Consider the following 12,639-nt stretch of genomic DNA (forward strand, 5'->3'; position numbering starts at 1 on the left):
CATGGTCAAAGTTTATGCCCCGGCTTCCAGCGCGAATATGAGCGTCGGATTTGACGTGCTGGGTGCGGCGGTGACGCCGGTGGATGGTTCGCTGCTGGGTGATACGGTGACGGTGAAAGCGGCAGACAGCTTCAGCCTGAATAACGTGGGCCGCTTCGCCAGTAAACTGCCGTCTGAGCCGCGCGAAAATATCGTTTATCAGTGCTGGGAACGCTTCTGTCAGGAGATCGGCAAAAACGTGCCGGTCGCCATGACGCTGGAAAAGAGTATGCCGATCGGCTCGGGTCTGGGGTCCAGCGCCTGCTCGGTGGTCGCCGCGCTGGTAGCAATAAACGAGCACTGCGGCAAGCCGCTGAACAACAATCGCCTGCTGGGCTTAATGGGCGAGCTGGAAGGGCGTATCTCCGGCAGCATTCACTATGACAACGTGGCGCCGTGCTTCCTCGGCGGCATGCAGTTGATGATCGAAGAAAATGGCATCATCAGCCAGCAGGTGCCAGGGTTTGATGAGTGGCTGTGGGTGCTGGCCTATCCGGGTATCAAGGTTTCAACCGCGGAAGCGCGTGCGATCCTGCCCGCGCAGTATCGTCGTCAGGACTGTATTGCCCACGGGCGTCATCTGGCGGGCTTTATCCACGCCTGCTACACCCGCCAGCCGCAACTGGCGGCCAAACTGATGAAGGACGTCATTGCCGAGCCGTACCGCACGAAGCTGCTGCCCGGCTTTAACGAGGCGCGACAGGCATCAATGGATATCGGCGCGCAGGCGTGCGGCATCTCCGGCTCCGGCCCGACGCTGTTCGCCCTGTGCGACAAGGCAGACACTGCGCAGCGCGTGGCGGACTGGCTCTCTAAACACTACCTGCAAAATCAGGAAGGCTTTGTTCATATTTGCCGTCTGGACACGGCTGGCGCACGAGTACTGGGATAATTAATGAAACTCTACAACCTTAAAGATCATAACGAGCAGGTCAGCTTCGCGCAGGCGGTGACTCAGGGACTGGGCAAAAATCAGGGGCTGTTTTTCCCTCATGACCTGCCGGAATTCCAGCTGACCGAGATTGATGACCTGCTGAAGCAGGATTTTGTCACCCGCAGCACCAAAATTCTGTCCGCGTTTATCGGCGATGAAATTCCGCAGGAGCTGCTGGAAGAGCGCGTACGCGCGGCATTCGCGTTCCCGGCGCCGGTTCAGCAGGTTGAGCCTGACGTCGGCTGTCTGGAGCTGTTCCACGGCCCAACCCTGGCGTTCAAAGACTTCGGCGGCCGCTTTATGGCGCAGATGCTGACCCACATCAGCGGCGACAAGCCGGTGACCATCCTGACCGCAACCTCCGGCGATACCGGCGCGGCGGTAGCCCATGCGTTCTACGGCCTGAAAAACGTCCGCGTGGTGATCCTCTATCCGAAAGGTAAAATCAGCCCGCTGCAGGAGAAACTGTTCTGCACCCTCGGCGGCAACATTGAAACCGTGGCAATTGACGGTGATTTCGATGCCTGCCAGGCGCTGGTCAAGCAGGCCTTCGACGACGAAGAGCTGAAGGTGGCGCTGGGTCTGAACTCCGCCAACTCCATCAACATCAGCCGTCTGCTGGCGCAGATCTGCTACTACTTCGAAGCGGTGGCGCAACTGCCGCAGGAAGCGCGCAACCAGCTGGTGATCTCCGTGCCGAGCGGTAACTTCGGTGACCTGACGGCGGGCCTGCTGGCAAAATCCCTGGGTCTGCCGGTGAAACGCTTTATCGCCGCCACCAATGCCAACGACACCGTGCCGCGCTTCCTGAAAGACGGGAAGTGGGCGCCGAACGCCACGCAGGCGACCCTCTCCAATGCGATGGATGTGTCACAGCCAAACAACTGGCCGCGCGTGGAAGAGCTGTTCCGCCGTAAGATCTGGCGCCTGGGTGACCTGGGCTATGCCGCGGTGACGGATGAGACCACCAAATCCACCATGCGCGAGCTGAAGGCGGTGGGGTATACCTCTGAACCGCACGCGGCGATCGCCTACCGCGCGCTGCGCGATCAGCTTAATCCGGGTGAATACGGCCTGTTCCTGGGAACCGCACATCCGGCGAAGTTCAAAGAGAGCGTGGAGGCGATTCTGGGCGAAACGCTGCCGCTGCCAAAAGAGCTGGCCGAGCGTGCCGACCTGCCGCTGTTGTCTCATGAGCTGCCGGCAGACTTTGCCGCGCTGCGTAAGCTGATGATGTCTCGCGCATGATTTTTTGTCGGGTGGCGGCTACGCTTTACCCGACCTACAACCAATGATGACGCGTGCGTGATTGTGTTGCCCGGTGGCGGCTATGCCTTACCGGGCCTACAACGACGAACAAATCGTAGGCCGGGTAAGCGAAGCGCCACCCGGCTTTTTTTATGGAGAAATTAAGGAGAAAAATAGCAGGGAAAAAGTAGAAATTCCCAATAAATGCGGTCACTTAGCGTTTAGGATTGCAGAGAATAACATCCCCCGTTCCCCTCGCGTACTCTCCTTACATCGGCCCACGTTGGGCAAAGATAATAAGGAGTCACCGATGTCTACACTGAAACCTGTGCTGATTGCGCTTTCACTGATGCTGGTCGCTCCCATGGCGGTACAGGCATCCGAAATCACCCTCGTACCCGCGGTCAAACTGCAGATTGGCGACCGGGATAATAACGGGCATTACTGGGACGGCGGCCGCTGGCGCGACCACGACTGGTGGAAAGCGCATTATGACTGGCGCGATAACCACTGGCGCCCACATGATGAGCATCGTAAACACGACGATCGTCACGATGACCATCACCACGATGACCGCCGCGACGATCGCGGCCCGGACTGGAAACACCACTAATGCAAAACCCCGCCAGCTGGCGGGGTTTGTTTTTACTGCTCGTGGCGCTTAAACACCAGTTCGCCTTTCCCTGACGACGCCTCGTCAAAGAAATAGCCTTCGCTGTTGAAGGCGGTTAGCTGCTCCGGCTTCGTCAGGCGGTTCTGAATGATGTAGCGGCTCATCAGGCCACGCGCTTTCTTGGCGTAGAAGCTGATCACTTTGAACTTACCGTTCTTCTCGTCAAGGAATACCGGCTTGATGATGTCGGCATCCAGTTTTTTCGGCTTCACCGACTTATAATATTCATCGGACGCCAGGTTAATCACTACGTTATCGCCCTGTGCGTGCAGCGCCGCATTCAGCTTATCGGTGATGATATCGCCCCAGAAATGGTAAAGGTCTTTGCCTTTGGCATTCTCCAGACGAATCCCCATCTCCAGACGATAAGGCTGCATCAGATCCAGCGGGCGCAGTACGCCGTACAGACCCGACAGCATGCGCAGATGCTGCTGGGCAAAATCGAAATCGGCTTCGCTAAAATCTTCCGCCTGCAGGCCGGTATACACGTCGCCTTTAAATGCCAGAATCGCCTGACGAGCGTTGGCAGGGGTGAAATCCGGATGCCATTCATGAAAGCGGGTCGCGTTAAGGTCTGCCAGCTTGTCGCTAATGCTCATCAGCGAGGCGATTTGTGGCGCAGAGAGCTTACGCGCTTCGCGGATCAGCTGTTGCGAGTAGTCCAGCAGTTCAGGCTGGGTATAGCGTTCGGTGGCGAGCGGGCTCTGGTAGTCGAGCGTTTTTGCAGGTGAAATCAGAATCAGCATATCCAGTCCTTGCAGGAAATTTAGAGCGACTTTAGCAAAAAATCGCCCCGAATTGATCGATAGCTGTTATTGCCGCGGCAAATCATCCCACGTGCCGGGGGCAAGCTGCGCCTTGATATCGGGATAGCGGGCGGGATCAAAGACCGGCGGAACGCCGAGTTTACGCTGACGCAGATAGTCTCTGGCAATCAGGGTCACCACGGGCGAGAGCAGCAGGATTGCCGTGAGGTTAGTGATCGCCATCAGCGCCATAATGATATCGGCCAGCTGCCAGACCAGCGGCATACTGAGCAGGGAGCCTGCAATCACCATCAGGATAACCCCCAGGCGCAGGGTTCCGATTGCGGCGCGGGAGTCGAGCTTCAGGAAAATAAGGTTATTTTCGGCGTAAAGGTAATTCACCACTATCGAGCTGAAGGCAAACAAGATCAGGATGAGCGAGACAAATCCGGCTCCCCAGCCGCCGGTCAGGTTGACCAGCGCCTGCTGGAGAAGCTGTATCCCGACGGTGCCCGACGCGTGCGGTACGGGGCCTGCCAGCAGCAAAATCATGGCGCTGGCGGAACAGATAATAATGGTATCGGTAAAGACGCCAATCATCTGCACAATGCCTTGTGCGGCCGGGTGCGGCGGCCAGGAAGAGGCGGCGGCGGCCGCGTTGGGGGTTGACCCCATACCGGCTTCATTGGAGAACATGCCCCGTTGAAAACCCGCCATCAGCGCCTGGCTGAAGGTGTAGCCCAGCGCCCCGGAGGCCACTTCGCGCCAGCCAAAGGCGCTTTTGACGATGGTGGCAATCACGCCCGGCACCTGATCGAGATGCAGTGCGGCAACGAACAGGCTCGCGGCAACCCAGAGCAGCGCCATAATGGGCACCAGCCACTGCATCAGGCGAGCGATGCCCTTGAGACCGACCGAGATGGTAAGCAGAACGACGAGGGCTAAAGCGAGACCCGCGATCCACTCGGGGCAGGAGAAGGCATAGCGCAGGGCGTTGGCGACCGAATTCGCCTGGACGGTATTAAAAATAAGACCGTACGCGAGCAGTAAAAAAACCGAGAACAGGACGCCCATCCAGCGCATCCCTAAGCCACGCGCCATGTACCAGGCTGGACCACCGCGAAACTGGCCGTGCTTATCTTTCTCTTTGTAGAGTTGTGCAAGCGAACTTTCGGCAAAGGAGGTGGCCATCCCGAGTAGCGCCGTCACCCACATCCAGAAGACCGCGCCCGGCCCACCGGCGCTGATGGCCAGCGCAACGCCCGCCAGATTGCCGCTGCCGAGGCGAGCCGCGAGGCTGGTACAGAGCGCCTGGAATGACGTTAATCCGCCCGGCTGAGGCGTGACGCTGTTTTTCAGACTTCTGCCAAACTTGCGAATATAGCGAAACTGGATAAACCCACTGCGTAGCGTAAACCAAATCCCTGCTCCCAGAAGCAGGTATATCATTATCGAACCCCAAAGGACTTCGTTAATAAAGAAAAAGAAATCAGGCATTAACGTCCCTCTTGTTGATGCCAATGTGAATATGTAAGCGCTACCACTGATTGGGCATGCTGTTGCTTAGCAGCCTGTTAATATTTCCAGTTTATCATACTCTGCCTAAGCGCACTGTCTGCGGTTGCGCTACCCCTCCGTCGTGTTATCATCAGGGCAGACCGGTTACATCCCCCTAACAAGTAAACCTGTCATTTTTCCGCTGCAGGCATGCTGTCGGTAGCGTGAATTATCCAGGGCACGTTAAAAGAGAAACACTATCATGACGGATAAATTGACCTCCCTTCGTCAGTTCACCACTGTCGTAGCTGACACCGGAGATATCGCGGCAATGAAGCTGTACCAGCCGCAGGATGCCACAACCAACCCTTCTCTGATCCTTAACGCCGCACAGATCCCTGAGTATCGCAAACTGATTGACGACGCAGTGACCTGGGCGAAAGCGCAGAGCAATGACCGCGCGCAGCAGGTTGTGGATGCCACTGACAAACTGGCAGTGAACATCGGTCTGGAGATCCTGAAACTGGTTCCTGGCCGTATCTCTACCGAAGTGGATGCGCGTCTCTCCTACGACACCGAAGCGTCTATTGCCAAAGCGAAACGTCTGATCAAAATGTACAACGACGCGGGCATCAGCAACGACCGTATCCTGATCAAACTGGCTTCTACCTGGCAGGGTATTCGCGCTGCAGAGCAGCTGGAAAAAGACGGTATCAACTGTAACCTGACCCTGCTGTTCTCCTTCGCTCAGGCGCGTGCTTGTGCAGAAGCGGGCGTATACCTGATTTCTCCGTTCGTGGGCCGTATTCTGGACTGGTACAAAGCCAACACCGATAAGAAAGAGTACGCACCGGCTGAAGATCCAGGCGTGATTTCTGTGACTGAAATCTACGAATACTACAAACAGCATGGCTATGAGACTGTGGTTATGGGCGCAAGCTTCCGTAACGTCGGTGAAATCATCGAGCTGGCTGGCTGTGACCGCCTGACCATCGCGCCTGCGCTGCTGAAAGAGCTGGCAGAAAGCGAAGGTACCCTGGAGCGTAAACTGTCCTACACCGGTGAAGTGAAAGCACGCCCAGAGCGCATCACTGAATCCGAGTTCCTGTGGCAGCACAACCAGGATCCAATGGCGGTAGACAAACTGGCGGACGGTATCCGTAAGTTTGCTGTTGACCAGGGCAAACTGGAAAAAATGATCGGCGACCTGCTGTAATCATTCTGCGTGACCGGGCTCCCGGTCACGCGACTGCTTTCGTCCCCTGTCTGAATCCCCTCTCTGCGTGTATCATTCCCTTTAATCAGTACTCTTTGAATGGAATGGATATGAATACCTTACGCATCGGCTTAGTGTCGATTTCTGACCGCGCCTCCAGCGGTGTTTACCAGGATAAAGGCATCCCCGCTCTGGAAGCGTGGCTGGCCAGTGCACTGACTACCCCGTTTGAGATCCAGACTCGCCTGATTCCCGACGAACAGCCGATCATCGAGCAGACCCTGTGTGAGCTGGTGGATGAGATGAGCTGTCACCTGGTGTTAACCACCGGCGGAACCGGCCCCGCACGCCGTGATGTGACGCCGGACGCGACGCTGGCGATTGCCGATCGTGAAATGCCTGGCTTCGGCGAACAGATGCGCCAGATCAGTCTACACTTTGTTCCGACGGCCATTCTTTCCCGCCAGGTGGGGGTGATCCGCAAGCAGGCGTTGATCCTGAACCTGCCGGGCCAGCCGAAGTCGATCAAAGAGACCCTGGAAGGGCTTAAAGCGGAAGACGGCAGCGTCATCGTTCACGGTATCTTTGCAAGTGTACCGTATTGTATACAGTTGCTTGACGGCCCGTATGTCGAAACCGATGAGAAAGTGGTAGCAGCTTTTCGTCCTAAAAACGCGCGTCGCGAAACAATCTCCTGAAATTAATCAATATGTGACATAAGCTGAAGCGGCGATAGCGTGGTAACGGTTTTACGGTATAGTAATTTTTTCTTTACGATTGCTGTAAAAATAAATCCACAATACACGCATAATGGTTCGCTATGTCACATAACACCCGACCTCTGAATCGACAGGATTACAAAACCCTCACGCTCGCGGCCTTAGGCGGCGCGCTGGAGTTTTACGATTTCATTATCTTCGTCTTCTTCGCCGCCGTGGTGGGGGAACTCTTCTTCCCGGCAGATATCCCGGAGTGGCTGCGTCAGGTGCAAACCTTCGGCATTTTTGCCGCCGGGTATCTGGCGCGTCCGCTGGGCGGCATTATCATGGCCCACTTTGGCGATCTGGTCGGCCGTAAGAAGATGTTTACCCTTAGCATCCTGCTGATGGCCGTGCCGACGCTGGCCATTGGTCTGTTGCCTACCTATGCCTCGATGGGCATTCTCGCGCCGTTGCTGCTGTTGCTGATGCGCGTCCTGCAGGGGGCGGCGATTGGCGGTGAAGTGCCGGGCGCGTGGGTGTTTGTCGCGGAGCATGTTCCCGTGCGCCGCATTGGTATCGCCTGCGGAACCTTAACGGCGGGGCTAACGGTCGGGATCCTGCTCGGCTCGGTGGTCGCCACCATTGTGAATACCAGCATGACGCAGCAGGCCGTACACGACTGGGGCTGGCGTATTCCGTTCTTGCTGGGCGGGGCGTTTGGTCTGGTCGCGATGTACCTGCGCCGCTGGCTGCAGGAGACCCCCATTTTCCTCGAAATGCAGCAGCGCAAAGCGCTGGCGCAGGAGCTGCCGGTGAAGGCGGTCGTGGTACGCCATAAAAAAGCGGTGGTGGTATCGATGCTGCTCACCTGGCTGCTCTCGGCGGGCATTGTGGTAGTGATATTGATGTCCCCAGTCTGGCTGCAAAAGCAGTACGGTTTCGCCCCTGCCGTGACGCTACAGGCAAACAGTATCGCGACAATCATGCTCTGCTTTGGCTGTCTGGCCGCCGGGCTGGCGGCAGATCGTTTCGGCGCCAGCGTCACCTTTATTGTCGGCAGCCTGTTACTGGCCGCTTCAAGCTGGGCGTTTTACCATCTGGCAGGCAGCCATCCTGAACAGTTGTTCCTGCTGTACGGCGTGGTAGGGCTGTGCGTGGGCGTTGTCGGGGCGGTACCGTACGTGATGGTGCGCGCGTTCCCGCCAGAGGTTCGCTTTACCGGGATTTCGTTTTCCTACAACGTGTCGTATGCCATTTTCGGCGGGCTGACGCCGATTGCGGTGACGGTCCTGATGGGCGTTTCTCCCATGGCTCCGGCCTGGTACGTGCTGGCGCTGTCGGTGATGGGGCTGGGATTAGGGATTTGGCTGGGGCAGAAGAAGGGATGTCGTGCCCGCGAGGCGGACACGACAGAAGGATCAGTGTTTTTCACCAATCGGTAGCACGGTGCGGTCAAACTGCTCGTTCAGCACTTCACCCATTGCAAGGTAGATAGCGCTCGCGCCGCAAACCAGACCAATCCAGCCTGCAACATGAACGATGCCTTCGTTATCCACGAGGTGACCAATCGCCAGCAGGGCGAACAGGACGGTCAGGCTCAGGAAGACGAACTGCAGCATGCGGTTGCCTTTCAGGGTACCGAAGAACATGAACAGGGTGAAGATGCCCCACAGGCCCAGATAAACGCCCAGGAAGTGGGCGTTTGCCGCGTCTGCCATGCCCATTTTAGGCAGCAGCAGAATGGCAACCAGGGTCAGCCAGAAAGAACCGTAAGAGGTGAAGGCGGTTAAGCCGAAGGTATTGCCTTTTTTATATTCCAGCAGGCCCGCGAAAATTTGCGCGATACCGCCGTAAAAAATGCCCATCGCCAGGATGATGCCATCCATCGGGAACATCCCGATATTGTGCAGGTTCAGCAGAATAGTGGTCATGCCAAAACCCATCAGGCCCAGCGGAGCCGGATTAGCCAACTTAGTGTTGCCCATAAGTCCTCAAAAAAATCATCATTAATATGGTGAAATGGTTAAACCCGCGTCAGTTCTCCCTGACGGGGCGCGGCATCATAATGGGCGCAATCGATGGCGTCTATGATCTCATCAGGGTGAAATTAAAATTTTTTTTATCATTCCCCCTTGATGGATGCCGTCGCGACCCCATCTTGTAGTCAACCGCAGTGTGTGGACCTGAAAAAAATCAAATCTGGGCAGTTGAAAAAGCACGTTCTGCCCTTATTACAGGTACACAACCACATGTTGACTGAATTTTTAGTGGAGACGTTTAGATGGGTAAAATTATTGGTATCGACCTGGGTACAACCAACTCTTGTGTAGCGATTATGGATGGCACTACTGCACGCGTGCTGGAGAACGCCGAGGGCGATCGCACCACGCCTTCTATCATTGCTTATACCCAGGATGGTGAAACTCTGGTTGGTCAGCCGGCTAAACGTCAGGCAGTGACAAACCCGCAAAACACCCTGTTTGCGATTAAACGCCTGATCGGCCGCCGCTTCCAGGACGAAGAAGTTCAGCGTGACGTTTCCATCATGCCTTACAAAATCATCGCAGCAGATAACGGCGATGCATGGCTTGATGTGAAAGGCACCAAAACGGCACCACCGCAGATTTCTGCTGAAGTGCTGAAAAAAATGAAGAAAACCGCTGAAGATTACCTGGGTGAGCCGGTAACTGAAGCTGTTATCACCGTTCCTGCCTACTTCAACGATGCTCAGCGTCAGGCAACCAAAGATGCTGGCCGTATCGCAGGTCTGGAAGTAAAACGTATCATCAACGAACCAACCGCGGCTGCACTGGCTTACGGTCTGGATAAAGAAGTCGGCAACCGTACTATCGCGGTTTACGACCTGGGTGGTGGTACCTTCGATATCTCTATTATCGAAATCGACGAAGTTGACGGCGAAAAAACCTTCGAAGTTCTGGCAACCAACGGTGATACCCACCTGGGTGGTGAAGACTTCGATACCCGTCTGATCAACTACCTCGTTGACGAGTTCAAGAAAGATCAGGGCATTGACCTGCGTAACGACCCGCTGGCTATGCAGCGCCTGAAAGAAGCCGCTGAGAAAGCGAAGATCGAGCTGTCTTCCGCTCAGCAGACCGACGTGAACCTGCCGTACATCACCGCAGACGCGACCGGTCCTAAACACATGAACATCAAAGTGACCCGTGCGAAACTGGAAAGCCTGGTAGAAGACCTGGTGAACCGTTCTATCGAGCCGCTGAAAGTTGCTCTGCAGGACGCTGGCCTGTCCGTGTCTGATATCAACGACGTTATCCTCGTTGGTGGCCAGACCCGTATGCCAATGGTCCAGAAGAAAGTGGCTGAGTTCTTTGGTAAAGAGCCACGTAAAGACGTTAACCCGGACGAAGCGGTGGCAATTGGTGCTGCGGTTCAGGGTGGCGTACTGACCGGTGAAGTGAAAGACGTACTGCTGCTGGACGTTACCCCGCTGTCTCTGGGTATCGAAACCATGGGCGGTGTGATGACTGCGCTCATCAACAAAAACACCACCATCCCAACCAAGCACAGCCAGGTGTTCTCTACCGCTGAAGACAACCAGTCTGCGGTAACCATCCATGTGCTGCAGGGTGAGCGTAAGCGTGCGGCGGATAACAAATCTCTGGGTCAGTTCAACCTGGACGGTATTAACCCGGCACCGCGCGGCATGCCACAGATCGAAGTCACCTTCGACATCGATGCTGACGGTATCCTGCACGTGTCTGCGAAAGACAAAAACAGCGGTAAAGAGCAGAAGATCACCATCAAGGCATCTTCTGGCCTGAACGAAGCAGAAATCGAAAAAATGGTTCGCGATGCCGAAGCTAACGCGGAATCCGACCGTAAGTTCGAAGAGCTGGTTCAGACCCGTAACCAGGGTGACCATCTGCTGCACAGCACCCGTAAGCAGGTTGAAGAAGCCGGCGATAAGCTGCCAGCGGAAGACAAAACTGCTATCGAAGCTGCACTGAGCGCACTGGAAACGTCTCTGAAAGGCGAAGACAAAGCGGACATCGAAGCGAAAATGCAGGAGCTGGCACAGGCTTCCCAGAAGCTGATGGAAATCGCTCAGCAGCAGCACGCTCAACAGCAGGCGGGCGCTGACGCTTCTGCGAACAACGCGAAAGACGACGACGTTGTCGACGCTGAGTTCGAAGAAGTTAAAGACAAAAAATAATCGCCCTGATGCAGGGTAATTAATCGGCACGGGCGTAGGAGAACTCTCCACGCCCGTGCTCGCATGTTAAGGGGCTTAAAAAAACCAATGGCAAAGCAAGACTATTACGAGATTTTAGGCGTTCCGAAAACTGCGGAAGAGCGTGAAATCAAAAAGGCGTATAAGCGCCTGGCCATGAAATTCCACCCGGACCGTAATCAGGGTGACAAAGAGGCTGAAGCCAAATTTAAAGAGATCAAAGAAGCCTATGAAGTCCTGACCGATGCACAAAAACGTGCGGCCTATGACCAGTACGGTCACGCAGCCTTTGAACAGGGCGGCATGGGCGGCGGTGGATTCGGTGGCGGCGGCTTTGGCGGCGGCGCTGACTTCAGCGATATCTTTGGCGATGTGTTTGGCGACATCTTCGGCGGCGGTCGTGGTCGTCAGCGCGCGGCGCGCGGCGCGGATCTGCGCTACAACATGGATCTGACGCTGGAAGAGGCCGTTCGCGGCGTCACCAAAGAGATCCGTATTCCGACGCTGGAAGAGTGTGACGTCTGCCACGGCAGCGGCGCGAAAGCGGGTACGCAGCCGCAGACCTGTCCAACCTGTCACGGCTCCGGCCAGGTGCAGATGCGTCAGGGCTTCTTCGCGGTACAGCAGGCCTGTCCGCACTGTCACGGTCGCGGTACGCTGATTAAAGATCCGTGCACCAAGTGCCACGGCCACGGTCGCGTTGAGAAAACCAAGACCCTGTCCGTTAAGATCCCAGCTGGCGTCGATACGGGCGACCGCATTCGTCTGGCGGGCGAAGGTGAAGCAGGTGAACACGGCGCACCGGCAGGCGATCTGTACGTTCAGGTGCAGGTGAAACAGCACGCGATTTTCGAGCGCGAAGGGAACAACCTGTACTGTGAAGTACCGATCAACTTCGCGATGGCGGCACTCGGTGGCGAAATTGAAGTACCGACGCTGGATGGTCGCGTCAATCTGAAGATCCCGGGCGAGACCCAGACCGGTAAGCTGTTCCGCATGCGCGGTAAAGGCGTTAAATCCGTTCGTGGTGGTGCGCAGGGCGATCTGCTGTGCCGCGTCGTCGTGGAAACGCCGGTTGGCCTGAACGACAAGCAGAAACAGCTGCTGAAAGAGTTGCAGGAGAGTTTCGGTGGCCCGACGGGTGAGAAAAATAGCCCGCGCTCCAAAAGCTTCTTCGATGGCGTCAAAAAATTCTTCGATGATTTGACCCGCTAATCGACTAGCTGGTTTTCATCCGCAAAAGCCCGGAAGCGATTCCGGGCTTTTTCTTTTTATCGGTATTGCTCGGTTAAACTGAACCTATACTCAATATTAATCTGTTTTTGCCGAGCTATCTGGCTTGGTATTATGGTTTTATCGAGGTATTGTTGTA

The 12,639-nt window shown here is 56.0% G+C and carries 11 protein-coding genes; 8 read left to right on the forward strand and 3 right to left on the reverse strand.

All coding sequences use genetic code 11. The annotated features are described in order from the left end of the window. Position 1: 1 nt before the first annotated feature. The 3 genes from thrB (at position 2) to BFG58_RS16435 (ending at position 2,834) form a co-directional block, all read left to right on the forward strand. The gene (thrB, locus tag BFG58_RS16425; protein ID WP_069720139.1) at positions 2-931 is read left to right on the forward strand and encodes a homoserine kinase; all 930 of its coding nucleotides are present in this window, start codon (positions 2-4) and stop codon (positions 929-931) included. 3 nt (positions 932-934) lie between these two features. Next, positions 935-2,221: a threonine synthase gene (thrC, locus tag BFG58_RS16430; protein WP_069720140.1), complete on the forward strand. Its 1,287-nt coding sequence runs from the start codon at positions 935-937 to the stop codon at positions 2,219-2,221. Between the two features lie 310 nt (positions 2,222-2,531). Next, complete coding sequence (locus BFG58_RS16435) at positions 2,532-2,834, forward strand: DUF2502 domain-containing protein (RefSeq protein ID WP_045907758.1); 303 nt, start codon at positions 2,532-2,534, stop codon at positions 2,832-2,834. 32 nt (positions 2,835-2,866) lie between these two features. On the opposite strand, the gene yaaA is transcribed toward BFG58_RS16435, so the two are convergent. Then, on the reverse strand, positions 2,867-3,640 hold the full coding sequence (gene yaaA / locus BFG58_RS16440; protein WP_048225595.1) for a peroxide stress protein YaaA: 774 nt from the start codon (positions 3,638-3,640) through the stop codon (positions 2,867-2,869). A 66-nt stretch (positions 3,641-3,706) separates the two neighbouring features. Continuing rightward, entirely contained in the window at positions 3,707-5,137 is a 1,431-nt protein-coding gene (locus BFG58_RS16445; RefSeq protein ID WP_045907759.1) for a sodium:alanine symporter family protein, read from the reverse strand. A gap of 262 nt (positions 5,138-5,399) precedes the next feature. Here BFG58_RS16445 and tal point away from each other — a divergent pair, with 262 nt between their 5' ends. The 3 genes from tal (at position 5,400) to BFG58_RS16460 (ending at position 8,496) form a co-directional block, all read left to right on the forward strand. After that, entirely contained in the window at positions 5,400-6,353 is a 954-nt protein-coding gene (gene tal, locus BFG58_RS16450) for a transaldolase (RefSeq protein WP_024907418.1), read from the forward strand. Positions 6,354-6,463: 110 nt separating this feature from the next. Further along, positions 6,464-7,051 (forward strand): molybdopterin adenylyltransferase, encoded by a 588-nt coding sequence (gene mog / locus BFG58_RS16455; RefSeq protein WP_008502044.1) that lies wholly within the window; start codon positions 6,464-6,466, stop codon positions 7,049-7,051. Between the two features lie 122 nt (positions 7,052-7,173). Continuing rightward, positions 7,174-8,496: an MFS transporter gene (locus BFG58_RS16460; RefSeq protein WP_069720141.1), complete on the forward strand. Its 1,323-nt coding sequence runs from the start codon at positions 7,174-7,176 to the stop codon at positions 8,494-8,496. Here the strand turns inward: BFG58_RS16460 and satP are convergent. Beyond that, complete coding sequence (gene satP / locus BFG58_RS16465; protein ID WP_032649862.1) at positions 8,473-9,039, reverse strand: acetate uptake transporter; 567 nt, start codon at positions 9,037-9,039, stop codon at positions 8,473-8,475. The genes BFG58_RS16460 and satP overlap by 24 nt on opposite strands. Before the next feature lie 296 nt (positions 9,040-9,335). Between satP and dnaK the strand changes: the two genes are divergently transcribed. Next, entirely contained in the window at positions 9,336-11,249 is a 1,914-nt protein-coding gene (dnaK, locus tag BFG58_RS16475; RefSeq protein WP_045907761.1) for a molecular chaperone DnaK, read from the forward strand. Positions 11,250-11,336: 87 nt separating this feature from the next. Continuing rightward, a complete protein-coding gene (gene dnaJ / locus BFG58_RS16480) occupies positions 11,337-12,482 on the forward strand; it encodes a molecular chaperone DnaJ (protein WP_008502040.1) in 1,146 nt (381 codons plus the stop codon). Positions 12,483-12,639: the final 157 nt, after the last annotated feature.

The organism is Enterobacter sp. ku-bf2 (assembly GCF_001742765.1).
In the GTDB taxonomy this organism is placed as follows: domain Bacteria; phylum Pseudomonadota; class Gammaproteobacteria; order Enterobacterales; family Enterobacteriaceae; genus Enterobacter; species Enterobacter quasiroggenkampii.

What these genes read in the sequence shown, in the direction of transcription:
- mog (WP_008502044.1), top strand. Translation starts at nt 6,464, where the DNA reads ATGAATACCTTACGCATCGGCTTAGTGTCGATTTCTGACCGCGCCTCC.
- satP (WP_032649862.1), bottom strand. Translation starts at nt 9,039, where the DNA reads ATGGGCAACACTAAGTTGGCTAATCCGGCTCCGCTGGGCCTGATGGGT.
- BFG58_RS16460 (WP_069720141.1), top strand. Translation starts at nt 7,174, where the DNA reads ATGTCACATAACACCCGACCTCTGAATCGACAGGATTACAAAACCCTC.
- thrC (WP_069720140.1), top strand. Translation starts at nt 935, where the DNA reads ATGAAACTCTACAACCTTAAAGATCATAACGAGCAGGTCAGCTTCGCG.
- dnaJ (WP_008502040.1), top strand. Translation starts at nt 11,337, where the DNA reads ATGGCAAAGCAAGACTATTACGAGATTTTAGGCGTTCCGAAAACTGCG.
- yaaA (WP_048225595.1), bottom strand. Translation starts at nt 3,640, where the DNA reads ATGCTGATTCTGATTTCACCTGCAAAAACGCTCGACTACCAGAGCCCG.
- BFG58_RS16445 (WP_045907759.1), bottom strand. Translation starts at nt 5,137, where the DNA reads ATGCCTGATTTCTTTTTCTTTATTAACGAAGTCCTTTGGGGTTCGATA.
- thrB (WP_069720139.1), top strand. Translation starts at nt 2, where the DNA reads ATGGTCAAAGTTTATGCCCCGGCTTCCAGCGCGAATATGAGCGTCGGA.
- tal (WP_024907418.1), top strand. Translation starts at nt 5,400, where the DNA reads ATGACGGATAAATTGACCTCCCTTCGTCAGTTCACCACTGTCGTAGCT.
- dnaK (WP_045907761.1), top strand. Translation starts at nt 9,336, where the DNA reads ATGGGTAAAATTATTGGTATCGACCTGGGTACAACCAACTCTTGTGTA.
- BFG58_RS16435 (WP_045907758.1), top strand. Translation starts at nt 2,532, where the DNA reads ATGTCTACACTGAAACCTGTGCTGATTGCGCTTTCACTGATGCTGGTC.